The sequence below is a fragment of the Streptomyces sp. Ru71 genome, from assembly GCF_002920535.1.
Classification (GTDB): Bacteria; Actinomycetota; Actinomycetes; order Streptomycetales; family Streptomycetaceae; genus Streptomyces.
Genome location: NZ_PQSS01000112.1, coordinates 1 through 20,189, shown reverse-complemented (window position 1 = coordinate 20,189; position 20,189 = coordinate 1). Strand labels below are relative to the sequence as shown.

Here is a 20,189-nt window from a genome sequence, read left to right as displayed (position 1 = left end):
CGTCGGCGCACCCGCTGCGCTCCGGCCGGCCTCCCCCTCCGCTCAACAACCGGCTCTTCCCCCCGATCTGGTGCGTGACCACCGCTCCGGGCTGCGTGCCGTCCTGCAAGGGCGCTTCGACCAGGCCGCCGCGCCGTTGCGCCGCGTCGTGGAGCACGCCTGGGCGACGGACGAACCGGAGCGTTTGCTGCGGTCGGCCTCGGCCGCGCTGCTGATCGGGGACACCACAGCCGCCCGCCGGGCCGGCGCGCGGGCGCTGGCGGTGGCCCGCACCCGTGGCTCGGCCGCGCAGGAGGCCCGGGCGCTGGAGTACCTGGCCTACGGGGAGTTACGGGCGGGCCGGCACGCGCTGGCCCGTACCCACGCCGAGGAGGGCCTGCGCACCGCCTACCGCACCGGACAGCGCAACACGGCCGCCCACCACCACGCCGTCCTGGCCCTCGCGGCGTCGATCGAGGGCGAGGCACACACCGTCGCGGAGCACGCGGCTGCCGCGCTGGCCACCGCCCGCCGGCACGGGCTCGCACAGGCCGCCATGCTCGCCCAGTGGGCCGCCGCCCGCGCCGACCTGGGCCGGGGCAGGCCTCGCGAGGCCGCCGAACGGCTCGGCCCGCTGGTGCGTCCCGGCCCTCGGCGCGGTCACTTCGCCGTGTGGATGCTCGCGGTGCCCTGTTTCGTGGAGGCCTGCGCGCTCGCGGGACAGCCGGAGCGCGCCGCCGGCGCGGTCGAGGACTTCGCGCGCTGGGCGGCCTGCGACGCCGACCGCCAGGCCCCCGCCCAGCTGCTGCGCTGCCGCGCTCTGCTGGCCCCGCCCGAGTGCGCCGACCTGCTGTACGGGCAGGCGCTGCGGCGGCACGAGGAGGCCACCGGTGATTTCGAGCAGGCGCGCACCGCGCTGCTGTACGGCAAGTGGCTGCGCAGACGCCGCCGGCTGCGCGAGGCGCGCACCCATCTGCAAGCGGCCCTCCTCGGCTTCGAGCGCGGCGGGGCCCGGCCGTGGGCGCAGCAGGCGGCGGCCGAGCTGCGGGCGAACGGAGCGGCGGGAGCGGCCGCGCCGGCCCCGGCCGGGGAGGAGCGGCGGGCGCTGGCCCGGCTCACCCCGCAGCAGCTGCGCATCGCCCGCTGCGTGGCGCGGGGCGCCACCAACCGCGAGGTGGCCCTGAGCCTCTCGGTCAGCACCCGTACCGTCGACTACCACCTGCGCAACGTCTTCGCCACCCTCGGTGTCCGCTCCCGGGTCGAGCTGGCCCGCCTGGTGCAGCAGGCGGAAAAGACCGCTGCACACCTCTAGGGACCGACTGGACGGTATGCCATTCTTCGGCAAGGACGTGTCACGCGGAAGCCGACCCTGGGGGAGGAAGCGATGCATCCTGCCGTACGGCCACCAGCCGTGCTCCGCCCCGGGCACCAGCCCACGCCCCGGCCGCGCCCACGACGCAGCCGGTCGCTGATCGACGCCGACGCGCTGCGCGTGCTGCACCGTGCCGCCCGCGTCCTGCTCGACGACCTGCCAGGGCTCACCGACCGGCTGCTCGCCGCCCTGCGCGAACGCGAACCCGCCTACCGCGCGGCCCGGGACGACGAGGCCGCCGCCACCTGGCACGAGGTGCACCGTTCGCTGCGCCACAGCGTCTCTTCCCTGCTCGATCCGCGCGGCACCCGTGAGTCGGCCCGGCACTGCTCCTGGCGCATCGGCGTCACCCGCGCCGAGCAGGGACTGCCGCTGGACGCGCTGCTGCACGCCTTCCGGCTGGGCGGCTCCCTGGTGTGGCAGGAACTCGTCGACGTCACCTCCCGCTCCGCCCCCGAGGACGTACGGCTGCTCGTGCACGTGGCGTCCGACGTGTGGGACTTCGTCGACGAGCACTGCACCATCGTCGCGGACGCCTACCGGCACACCGAGCGGCAGCTCGCCTGGCGGCGGGAGAACCGGGTACGGCTGCTGGCCGCCGCCTTGCTCGACGGCACCGGCCGCATCGCCGACCTGCCCGAGGCCGCCCAGGCCCTCGGCCTGCCGGAACAGGGGCGGTACGCCGTGATCGCCGTCGCGGGCCCGGCCGGCCCCGCCGACCTCGCCCGCGCACTGCCGCCCGCGCGGGTGTACTGGCACACCGGCCCGGAGACGACGCACGGCATCCTCCTCGTCGAGGACGGCGAGGTCCCCGCCCCGGACGACGTGCCGCCCGGTGTGCGCGTCGGCATCGGCACCACCGTCGACGGCCTGGCCGCCGTCGGTGAAGGGCGCCGCCTCGCGGACACCGCGCTGCGTCTGTGCCCCGCCGCCGGCGGCGCGGTCCGCCTCGGTGACCGTCTCCCGGAGGCCCTGGCCCTGTCCTGTCCGGACCTGGCCGCCGCGCTCGTCGAACGCGCCTTCGGGCCGCTGGCCGCACTGGAACCCGCGGACACCGAGGTGCTGCTGGACACCCTGGCGACGTGGCTCGCCTGCGACGGCTCGGCCCAGCGGGCGAGCAGACGCCTGTACTGCCACCGCAACACCGTCCTGAACCGGCTGCGCCGCTACGAGCAGCTCACCGGGCGCTCGCTGTCCCGCCCCGCCGACCTGATCGAGACCGCCCTCGCCCTGACCGCCCGCCGCCTCTCGCACACCGGCTCCGCCTCCTGACCGCCCGCCGCCTCTCGCAGGGCCGCCCCGTCTCCTGACGGGCGCAGGCACCCGGCCGCGGTCGCACGCACCCGGCGACGAGCCCACCCGCACCCGGCGACGGGCCCACCCGCACTCGGCCGCGGTCGCACGCACCCGGAGACGAGCCCACCCGCACTCGGCCGCGGTCGCACGCACCCGGCGACGGGCCCACCCGCACCGGGCCACCCGGCCGCCAGGCACCCGCCCCCGATCCCCGGCCCCCCACACACCCGCGCCCGATCCCCAGACGCCCCCGCCCCCACCCCCTGGGCACCCGCACAAGCCCGGCGGACCACCGTTGGGAGACCGCAGCGACCGGCCCCCGCACACCTGTACCCACCCCCGGCCCCGTGCTGTCGTGAGCTCCCCTTCCCCCGACACCCGTACCACCGCCCGGTACGGCTCCGAGGAGCCGCGATGCCCGCACCACCCCGGCACGACCCGCCCGCACTGAGCGTCGAGCACCTCGACGTGACCTACGGGCGGGCCGTCCGCGCCCTGCACGACGTGTCCCTGACCGTGCCGCACGGCGGTGTCGTCGCGCTGCTCGGCGCCAACGGCGCCGGCAAGAGTACCCTGCTGCGCGCCCTGTCGGGCACCCTGCGCCTGCACCGCGGGGCGATCACCGCCGGCGGCGCCCGCTACGGCGACACCGCCCTGGACGGCCGCGACCCCGTCGCCGCCGTACGCGCCGGAGTGGTCCAGGTCCCCGAGGGCCGCCGTGTCTTCACCGGGCTCACCGTCGACGAGAACCTGCGCACCGGCGGCCTCGGCCTCACCCGTCGCCGTCCCGCCCAGGTCGCCGAGGCCCGCGACCGCGTGTTCGCACTGTTCCCCCGGCTCGCCGAACGGGCCCGGCAGGCGGCGGGCCTGCTGTCCGGGGGAGAGCAGCAGATGCTCGCCATCGGCCGCGCCCTCATGGCGGCCCCGCGCCTGCTCCTGCTGGACGAGCCCTCCCTCGGCCTCGCCCCGCTGATGGTCGACCGGATCGCCGAAGTGGTCCGCGAGATCCACGCCCAGGGCACCGCCGTCCTCCTGGTCGAACAGAACGCCGGGATGGCCCTGTCCCTCGCCGACCACGCCCACATCCTGGAGACCGGCGAGGTACGGCTGTCCGGCCCGGCCGCCGAACTCGCCCGCACCGACGCGGTCCGCCGGCTGTACCTGGGCGAGGAGGGCGCCGCATGACCGCGCCCGAACTCCGGGTCACGGACGTGACCGTCCGCTTCGCCGGCCTCACCGCCCTCGACGGCGTCTCCTTCACGGTCGCACCCGGCACCGTGCACGCCGTCATCGGACCCAACGGCGCCGGCAAGTCCACCTGCTTCAACGTCCTGTCCGGCCTCACCCGCCCGACCACCGGCACCGTCCACCTCGGGGACACCGAGCTGACCCGGCTCGCCCCGCACCGCATCGCCGCGCTCGGCATGGCCCGCACCTTCCAGAACATCGTCACCACCGAGGGAACGGTCGCCGACAACCTGATGCTCGGCCGCCACCTCCACTCCCGCGCCGGTCTCACCGCCAGCGCGCTGCGCCTGCCACGGGCCACCCTTGAACAGCGCGCCCACCTGGCCCGGGCCCGTGAGATCGCCGAACTCACCGGCCTCGGAGCGCACTTCGACAGCCCGGTGGCCCTGCTGTCGTACGGCGACCGCAAACGCGTCGAGCTGGCCCGCGCCCTGTGCCTGGAGCCGCGCGTCCTGCTCCTCGACGAGCCCGTGGCCGGCATGAACGCCGCCGAACGCGCCCGCACCGCCGAGCTGATCACCCGCGTCCGCGCCGAACTCGCCCTGTCCGTCGTGCTCGTGGAGCACGACATGGGCCTGGTCATGCGCCTGGCCGACGAGGTCACCGTCCTCGACTTCGGCCGCCGTATCGCCCACGGCACCCCCGCCGAGGTCCGCCGCGACCCCGAGGTGCTGCGCGCCTACCTCGGCACACCGAAGGAGGACGCCGCATGACCGGCCTGCTCGACGACCTCCTCAACGGCCTCGCCCTCGGCGCGGTCTACGCCCTGGTCGCCCTCGGTTTCGTCGTCATCTTCAAGGCGTCCGGCGTCCTCAACTTCGCCCACGGCTCGCTGCTCCTGCTCGGCGGCTACCTCACCGCCGTCCTGCACGACGACCTCGGCTTCGCCGGCGCCCTCGCGGTGGCCGTCCTCGCGACCGCAGTGCTCGCCGGCGCGCTCGACCGCCTCCTGCTGCAACGCGGCGACGCGAATCCGCACGCCGCGCACGTCCAGACGATCGTCACCATCGGCGTCGACATCGTCCTGCTCACCGAGCTGTCCCGGCGCATCGGCGGTGACCTGCTGTCGCTGGGCGACCCCTGGGGCGACGGCGTGACGACCCTCGGGCCGGTCACGGTCGCCGACAGCCGGCTGGCCGCCATCACGGTGTCCGCCCTGGCCATCGCGGGTGTCTTCGCCCTCTTCCGGTACACCCCCTGGGGGCTGTCCCTGCGGGCCGCCTCACAGGACCTGGAGGCGGCCGCGCTGATGGGCGTGCGGCTGGCCCGCGTCCGTATGCTCGCCTGGTGCCTGGCCGGCGCCCTGGCCGCGCTCGCCGCGGTGTTCCTCGCCGCGTTCCCCGCCCCCGGTCTGGAGCGCACCACCGGCCAGATCGCGCTGAAGGCGTTCCCGGCCGCCATCCTCGGCGGCATGGCCTCACCGCCCGGCGCCCTCGCCGGCAGCCTGCTCATCGGGCTGACCGAGGCGCTCGTCGCCGGCCACCAGTCCGACCTGCACGTCCTCGGCGAGGGCTTCGGCGACGTCGCCCCGTACGCGGTGATGGTCCTGGTGCTGCTGATCCGGCCCAGCGGGCTGTTCGGCGCCAAGGAGGCGGCCCGTGTCTGACCGTCGCTCGCTGAAAACCGCCCGAACCCTGGCGATCGCCGTGCTGCTGTGCGTGCCGCCCTTCTACCTGGACGCCTTCTGGCTGCGCGTCGGCCTGTTCTCGCTGGCCGCCGCCATCGGCGCCGTCGGACTGACCCTGCTCAGCGGAGTCGCCGGGCAGCTCTCCCTCGGCCACGCCTTCTTCCTCGCCGTCGGCGCCTACGGCTACACCTGGCTGGCCGGTGAGCCGGGGCCCGGCCTGCCGACCCCGCTGGCCGCCGTCCTCGCGGTGCTGCTCGCCGGAGGCGCGGGCCTTCTGTTCAGCCCGGTCGCCGGCCGGGTGCGCGGCATCTACCTCGGTGTCGCCACGCTCGCGCTGGTCTTCCTCGGCCACCATCTGCTGCTGACCGCGGACTCCGTCACCGGCGGATTCAACGGCCGCTCGGTGCCCCCGCTGCGGATCGGCGGGTTCGGCTTCACCGCCGACACGCCCGAACTCACCGTGCTCGGCGTGCCGTTCGGAGCCGAGGAGCGCCTGTGGTACCTGGGCCTGGCCCTGTTCGCGCTGACCTGGTTCACCGCCCGCGGCCTGCTGCGCTCCCGCCCCGGCCGGGCGTGGGCCGCGCTGCGCGACAGCGAGACGGCGGCCGCGGTCATGGGCGTCGACGTGGCCCGCCACCGTGCGGCGGCCTTCGTCGTGTCGTCGATGTACGCCGGACTGGCCGGTGTCCTGCTGGCCCTGGCCTTCCGCCGGGTCGTCCCCGACTACTTCTCCCTGGCCCTCTCGGTCGACTACCTCGCCATGATCGTCCTCGGCGGCCTCGGCTCGGTCGCCGGTGCCACCGCCGGCGCGGTCTTCGTCACCGCGCTGCCCCTGCTGATGACCCGCTACGCCGACCAGTTGCCCCTGGTGGCCGCCCCCGGCTCCGCCGACGGCACCGTCGGCCCCACCGAGGCGGCCCGCTACCTCTACGGCGCCGCCATCGTCGCCGTCCTGCTGTACGCCCCCGACGGCCTGCACGGGCTGTCCCGCCGCCTGCGCACGCGCCTGCGGCGCCCGAAGCCCGGCAGCCCCACCCCCGCGGCCCCGGCCGCCGCCCCGCCCGCCCGCACCAAGGAGCACACCCCGTGAACCTCACGCACCCCAGGCACCGCGCCACCACGGCGGTCCTCGCCGGGGCCCTGGCCCTGCTGGTAGCCGCCACCGGATGCAGTTCCAAGGCGGACGGCAAGGACGGCGGCACCGCGGCCGACGGCGTCCGCACCGGTCCCGGAGTCGGCGCGAAGACCATCCGGCTCGGCGCCCTGACCGACCTGACCGGCCCCTACGCCACCCTCGGCAAGAGCATCGTCCAGGCCCAGCAGATGTGGGCCGACGAGACCAACGCCGCCGGCGGCATCTGCGGCCGCACGGTTCAGATCACCGTCAAGGACCACGGTTACGACGTGCAGAAGGCGGTCACCGCCTACGCCGACCTCGCCCCGGACGTGGTCGCCCTGCCCCAGGTCATCGGCTCACCCGTGGTCGCCGCCCTGCTCGACGACGTCCAGCGCGACCACCTGCTCACCTTCCCGCAGGCCTGGGCCGCCTCCCTGCTCGGCAAGGACCCGGTGCAGGTCCTCGGCACCACCTACGACCTCGACATGATCGCCGCCGTCGACTTCCTCACCCGCACCCAGGGCCTGAAGGCGGGCGACACCATCGGCCACGTCTACTTCGAGGGCGACTACGGGGCCAACGCGCTCGAAGGCTCCACCTGGGCGGCGAAGAAGGCCGGGATGAAGATCGTGGGGCAGAAGATCAAGGCGACGGACACGGACCTGACGGCTCAGGTCTCCGCGCTGCGCAAGGAGGGTGTGAAAGCCGTGCTGATCAGCGCCGGCCCCGCCCAGACCGCCTCCCTGGTGGGCGTCGCCGCCTCCCGCGGCCTGCGCGTTCCCGTCGTCTCCAGCGCCCCCGGCTTCGCGCCCCAGCTGATGAAGACCCCCGCCGCGCCCGCCCTGGCCGCGATGCTGCACGTGGTGAGTGCCGCACCCGCCGTCAGCTCCTCGCTCCCCGGTGTGCGGCGGATGGTGGCGGCGTATCAGAAGAAGTACCCGGGCTCGCCCGTGGACTCCGGCGTGCTGTCCGGCTACAACGCCGCCGAACTGCTCGGAGCCGACCTGAAGAAGGCCTGCGCGGCGGGCAGCCTCGCCCGTGAGGACGTCGTCAAGGCGCACCGCGCGCAGCGACACGCCGACACCGGCCTCGGCACCCCGCTGGACTTCTCCGACGTCGACCGGCCCGCGAGCCTCGCCACCTATGTGCTCAAGCCCGACGCCAAGGCGGTGGGCGCCCTGGTGGAGGAGGAGAAGGCGCACCGGGCACCCGGTGTGGAGGAGTACCTCAGCGGCCGCCACACCTGACGGACACCGCACGGGGCCCGGCGAACCCCCCGACGGTCGGTACGCATGTACCCGAACGGGCCAACGCCGGGCCCTGAGCCTGTACTCTCTGTGCTGCCGATGTCGGCGGCAGGACCGGGGAGTTGGGGACGCGATGCAGGGTGACGGGCAGCTGTCCACACGGATCGACGCCAGTGTGCCGACGGCCGCGCGGATGTACGACTACTACCTGGGCGGGCGCGACAACTACGCCGCCGACCGCGCGGCCTGCGAGCAGCTCGACAAGGTCGTCCCCAGCACCCGCCGGCTCGCCCTCAACAACCGCCGCTTCCTGCAGCGGGTCGTGCGCACCCTCGCCGGGGAGTACGGCATCCGGCAGTTCCTGGACCACGGCTCGGGTCTGCCCACCCAGGACAACGTCCACCAGGTCGCCCAGCGCCTCGACGAGAGCGCGCACGTCGTCTACGTCGACAACGACCCGATGGTGCTGGTGCACGGCCGTGCGCTGCTGCAGCAGGACGAGCGCACCACCGTGATCCACGCCGACCTGCGCGAGACGGACGCGATCTTCGACCACCCCGACACCCGGCGCCTGATCGACTTCTCGCAGCCGGTGGCCGTGCTGTTCAACTCCGTCTTCCACTGCATCCCGGACAGCGACACCGACGGGCCGCTCGCCGTGGCCCGCCGGGTCGCCCGGCGGCTCGTACCCGGCAGCTACCTGGTGATGTGCCAGCTGGTCAGCGAGGACCCCGAGGTCCGGGCGTTCGTCACCGACTTCATGGACCAGGCCACCCAGGGGCACTGGGGCCGGGTGCGTGAGGAGAAGGACGTCGCCGAGCTGTTCGAGGGCCTGGAGATACTGGAGCCCGGCCTGGTGGAGGTCTCCACCTGGCGCCCGGACAGTGACGTCGCCCCGCGCCAGCTCACCCACGAGTGGATCGAGTTCGGGGGAGTGGGCCGCGTCGTCTGACGGGCCCCGCCCCGGAAACCGGCCGCGCACGACGGCCGGCCGTCCGGCTACGAGTACCGGCTCTCCATGGTCGCGCGCAGCAGCTCGACCGTCTCCCGCGGCTTGAGCGCCTCGTCCGCGAGGCGGTCCAGCGCGAACCGGTACTCCTCGGTCTCGTCGCGGTCCTCCAGGAAGTTGGCGCTGCGGATGTGCTCCAGATAGACCACGTCCGGCAGATCCAGACCGTCGAAGCGCAGGTAGGTGATGGGGATCGCGGGCGCCGACGCGTTCGTCACGTCCAGCGGCACGACCTGGACGGTCACGTGCGGGCGTTCCGCCATGGCGATGAGGTGCGCGAGCTGCTCGCGCATGACGTCCTTGCCGCCCAGCACCCGCAGCAGGACCGATTCGTCGAGGACGGCCCACAGCTGCGGCGCGTCGTCCCGCAGCAGCAGTTCCGCCCGGCGTGTGCGCAGCTCCACCCGGCGCCGCACCTCGGCGGCCGGCGCGTTCGGCAGGCCGCGCTGGACGACGGCCTGCGTGTAGGCCGGGGTCTGCAGCAGACCGGGGACGTACTGGATCTCGAAGGTGCGGATGGTGGCCGCCGCCTCCTGCAGCCCGACCAGCCGCTCGAACCACTCCGGCATCAGGCGCTTGTCGTAGCGCTGCCACCAGCCGGGCTCACCGGCCCGCTGCAACAGCCTCAGCAGCACCGACGACTCGTACGCGTCGGTGCCGTACAGGTCCAGCAGGGCGCGCACATCGCTCTCCGCCGGTGGGCGGCGGCCCTTGCCGGACTCGATGCGCGACAGCTTGGCGCCGCTGAAGCCGAGTGCCTTGGCCGCCTGGTCCTGGGAGAACCCGGCGTCCTCGCGGAAACCGGCCAGCTGCACACCGACCAGCATCTTCAGCAAAGTCGGCGCGGGCTCCGACCGGTCAAGATACGATTCGAGCCGGGCGAGGCGATGCGACTGAGCGGACATCCTTCACTCCCCGTGGACCGGCAGACCTGGCGGCCAGAATATCGCACTCGCTCCCGAAGCGACCCATCATCCGCCCCAGCCGGGGGAGTTGGGCCGCGACGCGGGTTCCCGGCCGGACCCCGCGCCCGTCTCACACCAGGTGGTCGAACTCGCCGTCCTTGGCGCCCGCCAGGAACGCCGCCACCTCCGCGGCCGTGTAGACCAGCGCCGGCCCGTCCGGGTCACGGGAGTTGCGCATCGCCACGCCGCCCTCGGCCAGCGGAGCCACCTCCACGCAGTTCCCCTCCGCGTTGCTGTGCCGGCTCTTGATCCAGCGGGCGTCGAGCGAACTCGCCTGCACTCCGTTGCGTACTGGTGGCATCACAGTCTCCTTGCCGTGACCGAATCCCGTCGGCGCGACGACGCGCAATTTCTCGTGCAATTGCACGCGAGCGCCGTCTGCGTGGATAATAGCCGTGGCGTCAAGCCCGGGAAGCCCACCCGTTCCTGACGTCATTTCAGCGACAAAGCGTGCTCTCACCTGCACTGACAGCGCTGCGGCCATCGAGCGGTGCCGGGGCGTGCGGGCGCGCGAGGCAACGGCCGGCGACCGTCCGGCCCCCGGGCCGCAAGGCCCCGCGAGCTGACCCGACCGCCGTGGAAAGGCCCCACGTCATGCGCACCGCTCCGACCGGACAGCAGAGCACACCGCGCACGGATCGCGACGCCCCCGCCCCGGCGGCAGGCCGGCCGGAGCCGCTCGCCGGCCTCGGGCAGGTGCCGTGGGCGGAGATCAAGGACTCCACCGGCTCGGCGGCGGCGATCCCGCTGCTGCTGAACAAGATCGCCTGGGGCGACCCGGCCACGGCCCGTGCCGCGCTGGAGGATGTGCGGAAACGCATCTGCCAGTACGGCTTCGTGGTGGAGCAGGCCACCGCCGTCACCGTCCCGTTCCTGTGGGAGCTGGCCCAACTTCCCCATGTCTCCTGCCGGGCCGGGATCATCCAGCTGCTCAAGAGCATCGCCGACGCCCGCCAGTGGGAGAACACGGCCGCCGCCTACCCCAAGCTCCTCAACCACCGCGAGAACCATGTGACCTGGGAGCGGGCCGCCCGCCAGGCCGTGCGCGAGCGGCGCGGCGCCCTGCGTCATCTGATGGCCGACAGCGACGCGGAGATCAGCCGGGCGACCACCGAACTGGCCCGCGCGCTCGGCGAGTGGGGGTCGCACGTCTCAGGCAGCGGACAGCGGGTGTGAGCGAGGCGCGACTGGTGTAGTCGTGGTCCCCAGCGTAGGAGAAAGCGCTTGCTCCCGTCTCCGCACCTGGGAAGGCCACCGCCGATGGCGTCGCTGGAAAGACCGCTCGACCACCGCTACCGGGACGAACACCCGCTCCGCACGCTCGCCTACCTCTTCCGCGCCGACCGCCGGCGCCTCGCCGCGGCGGCCGTCGTCTTCACCGTCAAACACAGCCCGATCTGGCTGCTGCCACTGATCACCGCGTCCATCATCGACACCGTCGTCCGGCACGGACCGGTGGACCGGATCTGGACCAGCACCGGGATCATCATGTTCATCCTGGTCGTCAACTACCCGCTCCACCTGCTCTACGTCCGCCTGCTCCACGGCAGCGTGCGGCGCATGGGCACCACCCTGCGCTCGGCGCTGTGCACCCGCATGCAGCAGCTCTCCATCGGCTACCACTCCCGGGTCAGCGCGGGCGTCCTGCAGGCCAAGGTCGTGCGCGACGTCGAGACCGTCGAACAGATGGTCCAGCAGACCGCCGAGCTGGGCCTCGGCGCGCTCACCGTGCTGACCGGCGGACTCGTCATCATCGCCGTGCGCACCCCCGAGTTCCTGCCCGTCTTCCTCGTCGTCGTCCCGGCCGCCGCCGTGCTCGTCGCCCGCCTGCGCTCCCGGCTGCGCACCCACAACGAGAACTTCCGGCACGAGGTGGAGACCCTCTCCTCCCGCGTCACCGAGATGACCCGGCTCATCCCGGTCACCCGCGCCCACGGCCTGGAGGGCAAGGCGCTGCGCCGCATGGACGGCACGCTGCGCCGGCTGCTCAGCTCCGGGATGCGCCTCGACCTGGTCAACGGCCGCTTCGGCTCGCTGTCCTGGGTGGTGCTCAACGTCGTCGGCGTGCTCGTCCTCGCCGGCGCCGCCCTCGTCTCGTACTACGACGTGTGGGGCGTGAGCCCGGGCGACGTCGTCATGCTCAGCGCGTTCCTGACGACGCTCACCAACTCCACCACCACCCTCGCCGGACTCGCCCCCGTCATCACCAAGGGACTGGAGTCGGTCCGCTCGGTCGGCGAGGTGCTCCAGGCACCCGAACTGGAGGACAACGAGGGCAAGGCCGAACTGACCTCGCTGCGCGGCGCCGTGCGCTTCGAGGGCGTCGGCTACGCCTACGACGGCGGCCGGGCCGCGGTGCGCGACTTCACCCTCGGCGTCGCACCCGGCGAGACGATCGCGCTGGTCGGCGCGTCCGGGGCGGGCAAGTCGACCGTGCTCAACCTGGTGATCGGCTTCATCCGGCCCACCTCCGGGCGGCTGCTGCTGGACGGCACCGACATGTCCACCCTCGACCTGCGCACCTACCGGCGGTTCGTGTCGGTCGTACCGCAGGAGTCGATCCTGTTCGACGGCACGATCCGGGAGAACGTCGCCTACGGCATGGAGGACGAGGCCGACGAGGAGACGGTGCGGGCCGCGCTGCGCGACGCCAACGCGCTGGAGTTCGTCGACCGGCTCCCGCACGGCCTGGACACGCTGGTCGGGGAGCACGGCGCCCGGCTGTCGGGCGGGCAGCGGCAGCGGCTCGCCATCGCCCGCGCGCTGATCCGTGACCCGAAGGTGCTGATCCTCGACGAGGCGACCTCGGCGCTCGACACCCGCTCCGAGGCGCTGGTGCAGCAGGCGCTCGCCCGCCTGCTGCACGGCCGCACCACCTTCGTGGTCGCCCACCGCCTGTCCACCGTGCGCGGCGCCGACCGGATCGTGGTGATGGGCGACGGCCGCATCCTGGAGAGCGGCACCCACGACGAGCTCCTGGACCGCGGCGGGGCCTACACCGCCCTGCACGCGGGCCAGGCGGCCTGAGCCGAGACCTGGTTCACCCGGCCGTCGACCCGGTGAACGGGGTTCACCCGGCCGGGTCGTGGCCGACGGAGAGCTCCCGGGCGCCGCTCGCCGCCGAGCGTTCGACGGTGGCCAGCAGACGGTGGACGCGGACGGCCTCGTCGAAGTCGGGGCGGGCCGGCCGGTCCTCGGCGAGCGCCCGGGCGAAGTCGCGGTAGAGCTCAGCGATCCGCACCGCCGGGCCGGCCGGCACCGCGTCGGGGACCGTGCGGTACGCCGCCGGAACGGCGACGGGCTCGCCGTCCACGGTGATGTCCCAGTCGGTCCAGTGCATGAACATCCCGGTGGCGCGCGGTTTGGCCGTCACCGTGCCCCGCTCGCAGGCGAGCTTGAGGTAGAAGCCGACCGCGTCGGGCCGGTCGCCGCCGTGGACGGCCACCGAGACGGTCGCGTCGCCGGCCAGCGTGCCGTGCAGCAGTACGTGGCTGGGGGTGCCGTTGCGCAGCCGCTGCCCGGTGCCCTCGACGGTCACCTCGTCGTGGAGGACGGGGAGCCGTGCGGACACCGAGGTCAGCGGGCCGGTGATCCGCTCCAGGGTCGCCAGGAAGTGCCCGGCCATGATGCTGACGATGGACGCCCCGGCCGCGGGGTCGAGGGTCCAGGCCAGGTCCGCCGGGATGGTGCTGCCCCCGAACGCGTCGCCGTCGGCGACCAGGACGGCCGACTCCAGGCGCCCGAGCCGGCCGTCCGCCAGCAGGTCCGCCACGAACCGGACGTCCGGGGAGTGCACGCCCTGCAGGACCACCGCATGCCGCACGCCGGCCTCGCGTGCGGCGTCGGCGAGCGAGCGGGCCTCCTCGGCGTCCACGCCCAGCGGCCACTCGGACACCACGTGCTTGCCGGCCGCCAGCGCCGCCCGAACGGCCTCCGCGTGGTCGGGCACCTTGACCGAGACCACGACCACGTCGACGTCCGGGTGGGCGGCCAGTTCCGCCGCCCCGACGAACGCGTGCGGCACGCCGTGCGCGGCGGCCACGCGCTCGGCGCTCGCGCGACGCGTGGTCGCGACGCCCGTCACGGTGAACTCCGGTAACCCCGCCAGCGCGGGCAGATGGCCCACCGACGCCCAGCCCCCGGCCCCTACGACCCCGATTCCGGTCACGCGTCCTCCCCAAGTTGTGTACCGACAGGTATGAAACTAAGGGTGGCCGGGCGGCGGCGCAAGGAGTAATGTACCGAGAGGTAAGAAACCGGAGGGAGGGGTGCATGCCCGGTGGGCGACCGCGTGCGTTCGACGCCGATGCGGCGCTCGACGCCGCGCTGGAGGTGTTCTGGCGCCACGGCTACGAAGGCGCGTCGCTGGCGGACCTGACCGGTGCCATGGGCATCAACAAGCCCAGTATGTACGCCGCCTTCGGCAACAAGGAGGACCTGTTCGCCAAGGTCCTCGCCCGTTACGCGGGCGGACCGGGCTCCTTCGCCGAGGCCGCGCTCGCCGCCCCGACCTTCGCCGAACTCGCCGAGCGCCTGATCCTCGGCAGCGTCGAACTCACCGCGGGCCGGGGGACCCCTCGCGGATGCCTGTCCGTCAAGGGCGTCCACGCCTGCGGTCCGGGCGCCGAACGCGCCCGGCGGGACGCGACCGCCGTACGCAAGGCCGCCGAGACGGCGCTGCGCAGACGGCTGGGACAGTTGGACGACCTGCCGGCCGGCGCCGACCCGGCGATCCTGGCCCGGCTGCTGCACACGATCACCGACGGCATCGCCGTCCAGGCGGCCTCCGGCGCCCCGCGTGCCGAACTCGAACGCGTCGCGGCGACGGCCCTCGGCCTCGTCCTCGAAGCCCGCGGCCCGGACCCGTCCCCAGCACCTGACCACACGTGAGGAGACAGGCACACCATGGGAGCCACTGCGTCCGGCCCGGACACCGACGAGCCCGCCGACGGCGCGCTCGACAGGGCGCGGCACGACACCTTCACCGTCTCACTGCACCTGGCCGCCCCGCAGAGCGCCGTGTTCGAGGCGTTCTCCGACGCGCCGGTGCGGCGCCGCTGGTTCAAGCTGCCGGGCCGTCCGACGGAATACCGGCACGACTTCGCGGTGCACGGCGGTGAGACGGCGTCGAGCGTCTTCCCCGTGCCCGGCGCACCGCCGGAACGGCTCGGCTACGAGTCCCGCTACCTCGCCATCACACCGTGCTCGCGGATCGTCTACGCCTACACGGCCCGCGTGGACGACGTCGTGCGCTGGGCCTCGCTGGTGACCGTCCAACTGGACCCGGAGGCGGGCGGAACGCGTCTGGAATGGACCGAGCAGGCGGCCTTCCTGGCGGCGTCGGCGGAGCCGGACCATGACCTTCCCCACCTGCGCGGCGCCACCCGCCTGCGGTTGAACGGTCTCGTGGCCGCGCTGGCGGCCGGCGGCTGAGGCCTTGAGGTCAGGCCGCGCTGCTGCGGTGGGTGCGGTGGCGGCACGAGGTGTCGTGGGCCGTACCCAGGCTGGTCCACCAGCGTTCGCAGCACGCGGCCCCGAGCTCCGCGCGCACCAGCGCCTCCGTGCCGTCGGCGCCGGCCGGCATGGCGGGGCCGCTGTCGAGCCCCGGGCGTTCGGTCTCCCGGACCACGGCGATGAGCGGCACCAGGCTCGACGCGCTGAACAGACAGCCGGCCCAGGCCGGGCCGCGGCCGAACTCCAGAAGGGCCGTCAGGGCCAGACCGGCACTGGTGAGGACGTAGAGCGCGCACAGGGCGCGGGCGGGCCAACTCATCGGCGGACACCGTTCGTAGACAGGGACCGGACGCCCTGCCCAACTGCACGTCGGCGCCCGGAGAAGCGGTTCACCGCCGGCTGCCCACGGTTCGGGTGAATTCGGCGGGCGTGCCCGTGCCGTGACGGTTCCGCGACGCGCGCGTGACATTTTCGGCCGCCACGGCCCGTCATGGCCGTAAATCCTGCGGAACTACGCGGAAAGCGTGCATGATCCTGCCAGGGCGGGGCATACGGAGCAAAAAATCGAGAGAGGGGAGCTCCGTGCTGGTTCCGGACCCGAAGGTCGTCAGGCATCTGCTGACGCAGTACGCATCACTCAAGATCGCCCAGGCGGAGAGGGAGAGGCCGGCCACGGCCCGGGAGTTGGAGGACGTGAGCTACACCCTGTGCGTCCTGATGGGCACCACGAGCGTGTACGACGCGATCGCCAAGGCGGACGCCCTGCTTCTGGCCGCGAACCGGCCGCAGTCGCAGACCAGTGAGACGGACGGGGACAACGGCCTGTCACTCGCGGTCTGACCCGCTCATCCTCTCGACACCCCTCGCACCGGCCCGATCGCCGGTGTGAGGGAGTGCGGGGTAACGCACTCCGCCGTGGACGAGGGCGCCTAGACTCGACCATCGTGCCCACCACACGGGCCCACGAGAGGAAAGGCGCCGGGTGTTCCACGATTCCCCCATCTACGACCGACTGATCGCCGAGTGCGGAGACGTGCCCACCGAGGTACGCCGGGAGGCCGAGCGCCTGAGCAGGGAGCTGGAGATCGTCCTGCGCCCGCTGCGCTCTCCCGGCCACCTCGACCCGTCCCCACGCCCCGCACACCCCGGTGCCGGCTGGCAGCGCACGGCCATGCTGCCCGGACCGCGGCCCCAGTGACGCCACGCACCGGCCGCGGCCGCCCCCGGGTTCAGGGCAGGGTCAGGCCGGTGCAGTCCACGTGCTGGGGCCGCCGGTCCGGTTCGGTCCGTCCCAGCCACTCGGCGATGGTCCGGGCGATCGGCTGGCCCGTGTCCACCTCCACGAAGCCGAACTGGCCCGACTGGTTGCACTCAAGGAACCACCAGGTCCCGTCCGCGTCCTCGGCGAAGTCGAAGGCTCCGTAGGCCAGTTGCGCCTCCCGCAGATAGCCGTGCACGGCCTGCGCCACCCGCGGCGGCACCTCCACCGGCTGCCACGGTGTGCCGGAGGGGTCGTAGCGGACGTCGACCAGATCCGGATGCGCCTGTGGATCGGCCGGCTTGCGGGCCGCCAGCAGCCGCTCCCCGACGGCGGTCAGCCGGATGTCTGCGCGCTTGGCGATCCGGCGCTGGAGCAGGGTCGGGCCATAGGCGACGGCCGAGAAGTCCGCGTCCGGCGCCACCCGGCTGGTCGGCACGGCCCGTGGCGGATCCTGCGGGTGGGCGCCGGAGACGGGCTTGACGACCAGGTCCGGGTAGCGCTCGGCGAACTCCCGGGCGGCCTGCGGGAACGTCGTGATCAGCGTGGCCGGCACCGGCAGCCCGCGGCGCTGGGCCAGATGCAGCTGCCAGGGCTTGTACCGGGCGCGGCGAAACGCGTCCGGGTGGTTCATCCAGCGCGCCCCGGTGCCGCGGAGCATGCCGTACAGCGCCTGCGCGGACTCCTCGGTCAGCCACGCCGACGCGTGCGGTGCCCGCGCGGCCGGGGCGCCGGGCCTGCGGACCCACACCGAACGCAGCCCGTCCAGCGTCACCAGGCGTCCCGCGGACGACAGATGGCCGCGGAACGCGCCGTGGACGTACTCGCCGGAGAGCGCCACGCCGTCGGTGAGGTCGGCAGGGTCGAGCCGGACCACCGGCACCCCGGCGGCGTTCAGGTGGACCACCACCATGTCCGCCGTCACGTCCTCTTCACATGTGAGGATGAGTACGGTCATTGTCGGCGGTCTCGCGTTCAGTCGTCGAAGTGGGTCTTGGAGCCCGCCGTCGACGTCGTGGTCCCCAGCTCCCTCAGCAGCGCGTGGTCGCGGGCGGCGATCCGGCCGTCGAGGAGCACGTTCAACTGCAGTCCGGAGTCGTAGGTGTACGGAGCGGCGAATTCCAACTCCGCAGCAGGGCGTGCGTAGTTGAGCGCGAACGGTTGCATCGTCTCTCCCTCATCGGTACTGCGTCGAACAAGTGGTGCCGCCATGCGGTACCCCCCGGCCCAGCGTGTTCCTGTGACCTCCAGTCACTTATACGATTCGAACGGGTGAATGGTTTCCTTACTCTGCTTAGCCGGCGCGGAGGGGAGCCTCGTCGCCCGTCGTGACGCGGTGGTGAAGGGGAAGTGCGGGCCCGGAGCGCTCGCGGTGGTCAGCTCGCCGGCGCGGCGCGGTCCGTGCGGTGGTGCGCGGGCCGCGGGGCGGGCAGGAGTGCGGCGATGTCGTCCGGCGGAAGGTGATGGAGCGCGACGCCGGCCGGCAGGACGACGAGCGTGGTGGTCGTATCCACGGGCCCTCCCTTGCGCGGAACGCCGCGCCCCGTCAGCTCTTCCCCCCGCTTTCGATTGACGGATGCCCGTTTCCGGGCCCGCGTACCGCCCTGCGGGGTGAAACAGGTCTCATGAACTTCTGTTCCCGTGGGCCCTTGAGCCCCTCGGGTTCCGCGTATTCACACCTGTGCGCCGGTCGAGTGGCGGTCCGCCGCCCCCGGCTCTAGTAATGGGCAGGGAAAGCCGCGTGTCGCAGCTCGGGGGCCAGGCGCGACCGCACCCCTCAGAGAGAGCCCATAATGATCACCCGCTCTTCACGGCCAGGTCCGGACCGTCCCTCAATCGCCCTGACCGACCCCGCCGAGGCCCAGACCCCGGCGCCGGGCCCCATACCCGCCGCCTTGCCCGCCGGCCCCGACCCGGGCCCCGCGCCCGCCGCGGAGCCGGGTCCCGCAGCCGCGCCGGGTCCCGTCCCGGATCCGGGTGTCGCCGGGGGGCCAGGCCCGGCGGGGGACTCGGGTGCCGCCGCTGCCCCGGGGCCGGGCGAGGGCCCAAGTCCCGCCGGGTACCCGGCTGCTGACGTCCCGGCCGAGGGGGCCGTCGCCACCGGCGGTGACGCCGCGCCTCGCGCGGATGCCGCGCCCGGCACGGATACGGCACCCGCTGCGGCCGTCGCACCCGGTTCTGCCGTCGCACCCGCCGCGGCCGTCGAAACCGGTACGGGCCCCGCAGGCCCTGCATCCGGCACGGACCCCGCATCCGGCACCGCCGCCGCACCCGTCACCGCCGCCGCGCCTGGCGGGGACGCTCCCGCCGAGGCCACCGTTGCGTCGGGGGCGGTCGGCGCCGCCGGGGCTGCCGCCCCCGCCGAGGCCGGTTCCGTTGCCGCCTCGCCCGCGGGCGGTGACCCGGTCGGCGGCCTTCTCCACGTGGCCGCCTCGCAGCGGTCGTTGGAGGACATCGCGCGGCTGATCACCCTGCTCCAGGAGTCCGAGGGGTGCGCGGGCGCGGCGGCCGATGTGCTGCGCGCGGTCGGCGTGCAACGGCCCGTGGAGGACGTCAGCAAGCTCGTCGCGGTGCTCTCCCGGCCCCCGCACCGCCCGGAGGACGCCGACGAGATGATCCGCGCCGCGGCCGAGCACCGCCCCATCGAGGAGGTCACGCGGCTGATGGAACTGCTCTACCGGGAACCGGCGGAACAGCACTGCGGCGACGAGGCCGTGCGTGCGGCGGCCACCGGCCGCCCTGTGGAGGAACTCGTCGAACTCGTCGGGCGGCTGGCCCGTGAGCGTGAGCAGCAGGCGACCGTGGCGCAGCCGGCGCAGTCCGGTGCGCAGCAGCAGCCGCCGGCCGGGGCGGCACCGGCCGCCGAACCGGCACCGCGGGCCCCGGCGGAGCGGCAGCCCGCCGCGCTCGGGTCCTGGACCGGACGCCTGGCTGCCCTGATGCTCGCGCTGTGCGGTGCCGCCTGGTTCCCGTTGCACCGCGACGGTGCTCCGGCCCGGGTGTACGGCCTCGCCTTCGGGCTGTCCGCCCTGTGTCTGGTGCTGGCCCTGCTGCTGACCCGCCGGCGCCCGGCGCTGGTGGTGCTCGGCGCGGCCGTGGCGGTACCGGCGGCGCTCGCCGCCGCCCAGCTGCTGGCCGACCGGCTGGGGGCGGCGGGCCTGACGCGCTCCCTGGACCTCACCGCCGCACCGCCGTGGGCCACCGGCCCGCTGGCCGTCGCAGCGGCTCTGGTGGCGCTGGCCGCCCTGTGCGTCCGCCTGACCGGTGAGCGCCCGGCCGTACCGGCCGCGTCGGCGTCGGCGCCGGTGGCGGAGCGCGCCTCCGAGTGAGGTGACGGCCACGGCCGCGAGGCCGGACGACGGCGACGGTCGCCACGGGCACGTGGGCCCCCGGCGACCGTCGCCGCCGTCTCAGCCGGCGTCCGGCAGCCCCGCCAGCACCCGGTCCGGGGTCAGTGGAAGGTCGCGGAAGCGGGTGCCGGTGGCGTGGTGGACGGCGTTGGCGATGGCCGCGGCCGTGCCGACGATGCCGATCTCGCCGATGCCCTTGCTGCCCATCGGGTTGAGCCGGCTGTCGTCCTCCTCGATCCAGTGCGCCTCGATGTCCGGCACGTCGGC

The 20,189-nt window shown here is 74.0% G+C and carries 23 protein-coding genes; 15 read left to right on the top strand and 8 right to left on the bottom strand.

Features of this window, described 5'->3' with window-relative positions; genetic code table 11:
• From C3489_RS35680 to C3489_RS35645, 8 genes are all read left to right on the top strand, one after another.
• On the top strand, window positions 1–1,291 hold a 1,291-nt coding region (locus C3489_RS35680), incomplete at its 5' end, for a helix-turn-helix transcriptional regulator (protein WP_219822006.1).
• 72 nt (window positions 1,292–1,363) lie between these two features.
• The gene (locus C3489_RS35675; RefSeq protein ID WP_103786293.1) at window positions 1,364–2,623 is read left to right on the top strand and encodes a CdaR family transcriptional regulator; all 1,260 of its coding nucleotides are present in this window, start codon (window positions 1,364–1,366) and stop codon (window positions 2,621–2,623) included.
• Window positions 2,624–3,061: 438 nt separating this feature from the next.
• Window positions 3,062–3,832, top strand: coding sequence for an ABC transporter ATP-binding protein (locus C3489_RS35670; protein WP_103786292.1), 771 nt, complete (start codon window positions 3,062–3,064; stop codon window positions 3,830–3,832).
• Complete coding sequence (locus C3489_RS35665; RefSeq protein ID WP_103786291.1) at window positions 3,829–4,608, top strand: ABC transporter ATP-binding protein; 780 nt, start codon at window positions 3,829–3,831, stop codon at window positions 4,606–4,608. Before C3489_RS35670 ends, C3489_RS35665 begins: the two co-directional genes overlap by 4 nt.
• Window positions 4,605–5,501, top strand: a complete 897-nt coding sequence (locus C3489_RS35660; protein WP_103786290.1) for a branched-chain amino acid ABC transporter permease — start codon at window positions 4,605–4,607, stop codon at window positions 5,499–5,501. The genes C3489_RS35665 and C3489_RS35660 overlap by 4 nt, the downstream gene beginning before the upstream one ends.
• On the top strand, window positions 5,494–6,612 hold the full coding sequence (locus tag C3489_RS35655) for a branched-chain amino acid ABC transporter permease (protein WP_103786289.1): 1,119 nt from the start codon (window positions 5,494–5,496) through the stop codon (window positions 6,610–6,612). Before C3489_RS35660 ends, C3489_RS35655 begins: the two co-directional genes overlap by 8 nt.
• Entirely contained in the window at window positions 6,609–7,886 is a 1,278-nt protein-coding gene (locus C3489_RS35650) for an ABC transporter substrate-binding protein (RefSeq protein ID WP_103786288.1), read from the top strand. The genes C3489_RS35655 and C3489_RS35650 overlap by 4 nt, the downstream gene beginning before the upstream one ends.
• 133 nt (window positions 7,887–8,019) lie before the next feature.
• Window positions 8,020–8,838 (top strand): SAM-dependent methyltransferase, encoded by an 819-nt coding sequence (locus C3489_RS35645; RefSeq protein ID WP_103786287.1) that lies wholly within the window; start codon window positions 8,020–8,022, stop codon window positions 8,836–8,838.
• Window positions 8,839–8,885: 47 nt separating this feature from the next.
• Here C3489_RS35645 and C3489_RS35640 read toward each other — a convergent pair whose 3' ends face one another.
• Together C3489_RS35640 and C3489_RS35635 are read right to left on the bottom strand one after the other, a co-directional pair.
• Window positions 8,886–9,800, bottom strand: coding sequence for a helix-turn-helix transcriptional regulator (locus tag C3489_RS35640; protein WP_103786286.1), 915 nt, complete (start codon window positions 9,798–9,800; stop codon window positions 8,886–8,888).
• Window positions 9,801–9,930: 130 nt separating this feature from the next.
• Entirely contained in the window at window positions 9,931–10,161 is a 231-nt protein-coding gene (locus tag C3489_RS35635; protein WP_103786285.1) for a DUF397 domain-containing protein, read from the bottom strand.
• A 293-nt stretch (window positions 10,162–10,454) separates the two neighbouring features.
• On the opposite strand from C3489_RS35635, the gene C3489_RS35630 reads away from it, so the two are divergent.
• Entirely contained in the window at window positions 10,455–11,036 is a 582-nt protein-coding gene (locus tag C3489_RS35630) for a hypothetical protein (protein ID WP_103786284.1), read from the top strand.
• An 84-nt stretch (window positions 11,037–11,120) separates the two neighbouring features.
• Complete coding sequence (locus C3489_RS35625) at window positions 11,121–12,887, top strand: ABC transporter ATP-binding protein (RefSeq protein WP_103786283.1); 1,767 nt, start codon at window positions 11,121–11,123, stop codon at window positions 12,885–12,887.
• 43 nt (window positions 12,888–12,930) lie between these two features.
• Here the strand turns inward: C3489_RS35625 and C3489_RS35620 are convergent, their stop codons facing one another.
• The gene (locus C3489_RS35620) at window positions 12,931–14,028 is read right to left on the bottom strand and encodes a Gfo/Idh/MocA family protein (protein ID WP_103786282.1); all 1,098 of its coding nucleotides are present in this window, start codon (window positions 14,026–14,028) and stop codon (window positions 12,931–12,933) included.
• A 104-nt stretch (window positions 14,029–14,132) separates the two neighbouring features.
• Between C3489_RS35620 and C3489_RS35615 the strand changes: the two genes are divergently transcribed.
• Entirely contained in the window at window positions 14,133–14,750 is a 618-nt protein-coding gene (locus C3489_RS35615) for a TetR/AcrR family transcriptional regulator (RefSeq protein WP_103786281.1), read from the top strand.
• A 15-nt stretch (window positions 14,751–14,765) separates the two neighbouring features.
• On the top strand, window positions 14,766–15,293 hold the full coding sequence (locus C3489_RS35610) for an SRPBCC domain-containing protein (RefSeq protein WP_103786280.1): 528 nt from the start codon (window positions 14,766–14,768) through the stop codon (window positions 15,291–15,293).
• Window positions 15,294–15,303: 10 nt separating this feature from the next.
• Here C3489_RS35610 and C3489_RS35605 read toward each other — a convergent pair whose 3' ends face one another.
• Window positions 15,304–15,633 carry a hypothetical protein gene (locus tag C3489_RS35605; protein ID WP_103786279.1) on the bottom strand — a complete coding sequence of 110 codons (330 nt, stop codon included), beginning with the start codon at window positions 15,631–15,633 and terminating at the stop codon, window positions 15,304–15,306.
• Between the two features lie 263 nt (window positions 15,634–15,896).
• Here C3489_RS35605 and C3489_RS35600 point away from each other — a divergent pair, with 263 nt between their 5' ends.
• Together C3489_RS35600 and C3489_RS35595 are read left to right on the top strand one after the other, a co-directional pair.
• Window positions 15,897–16,154: a DUF5133 domain-containing protein gene (locus tag C3489_RS35600; protein WP_103786278.1), complete on the top strand. Its 258-nt coding sequence runs from the start codon at window positions 15,897–15,899 to the stop codon at window positions 16,152–16,154.
• 142 nt (window positions 16,155–16,296) lie between these two features.
• On the top strand, window positions 16,297–16,512 hold the full coding sequence (locus C3489_RS35595; protein WP_103786277.1) for a hypothetical protein: 216 nt from the start codon (window positions 16,297–16,299) through the stop codon (window positions 16,510–16,512).
• A 31-nt stretch (window positions 16,513–16,543) separates the two neighbouring features.
• On the opposite strand, the gene tgmB is transcribed toward C3489_RS35595, so the two are convergent.
• From tgmB to C3489_RS38900, 3 genes are all read right to left on the bottom strand, one after another.
• Entirely contained in the window at window positions 16,544–17,530 is a 987-nt protein-coding gene (tgmB, locus tag C3489_RS35590; RefSeq protein ID WP_103786276.1) for an ATP-grasp ribosomal peptide maturase, read from the bottom strand.
• A gap of 17 nt (window positions 17,531–17,547) precedes the next feature.
• On the bottom strand, window positions 17,548–17,739 hold the full coding sequence (gene tgmA / locus C3489_RS35585; protein WP_103786275.1) for a putative ATP-grasp-modified RiPP: 192 nt from the start codon (window positions 17,737–17,739) through the stop codon (window positions 17,548–17,550).
• A 209-nt stretch (window positions 17,740–17,948) separates the two neighbouring features.
• On the bottom strand, window positions 17,949–18,086 hold the full coding sequence (locus C3489_RS38900) for a hypothetical protein (RefSeq protein ID WP_181139981.1): 138 nt from the start codon (window positions 18,084–18,086) through the stop codon (window positions 17,949–17,951).
• A gap of 909 nt (window positions 18,087–18,995) precedes the next feature.
• Here C3489_RS38900 and C3489_RS35580 point away from each other — a divergent pair.
• Complete coding sequence (locus C3489_RS35580) at window positions 18,996–19,901, top strand: hypothetical protein (RefSeq protein ID WP_181139980.1); 906 nt, start codon at window positions 18,996–18,998, stop codon at window positions 19,899–19,901.
• An 81-nt stretch (window positions 19,902–19,982) separates the two neighbouring features.
• Here C3489_RS35580 and C3489_RS35575 read toward each other — a convergent pair.
• Window positions 19,983–20,189 (bottom strand): xanthine dehydrogenase family protein molybdopterin-binding subunit (locus C3489_RS35575; RefSeq protein WP_146075394.1); only part of this gene is annotated, 207 nt, incomplete at its 5' end.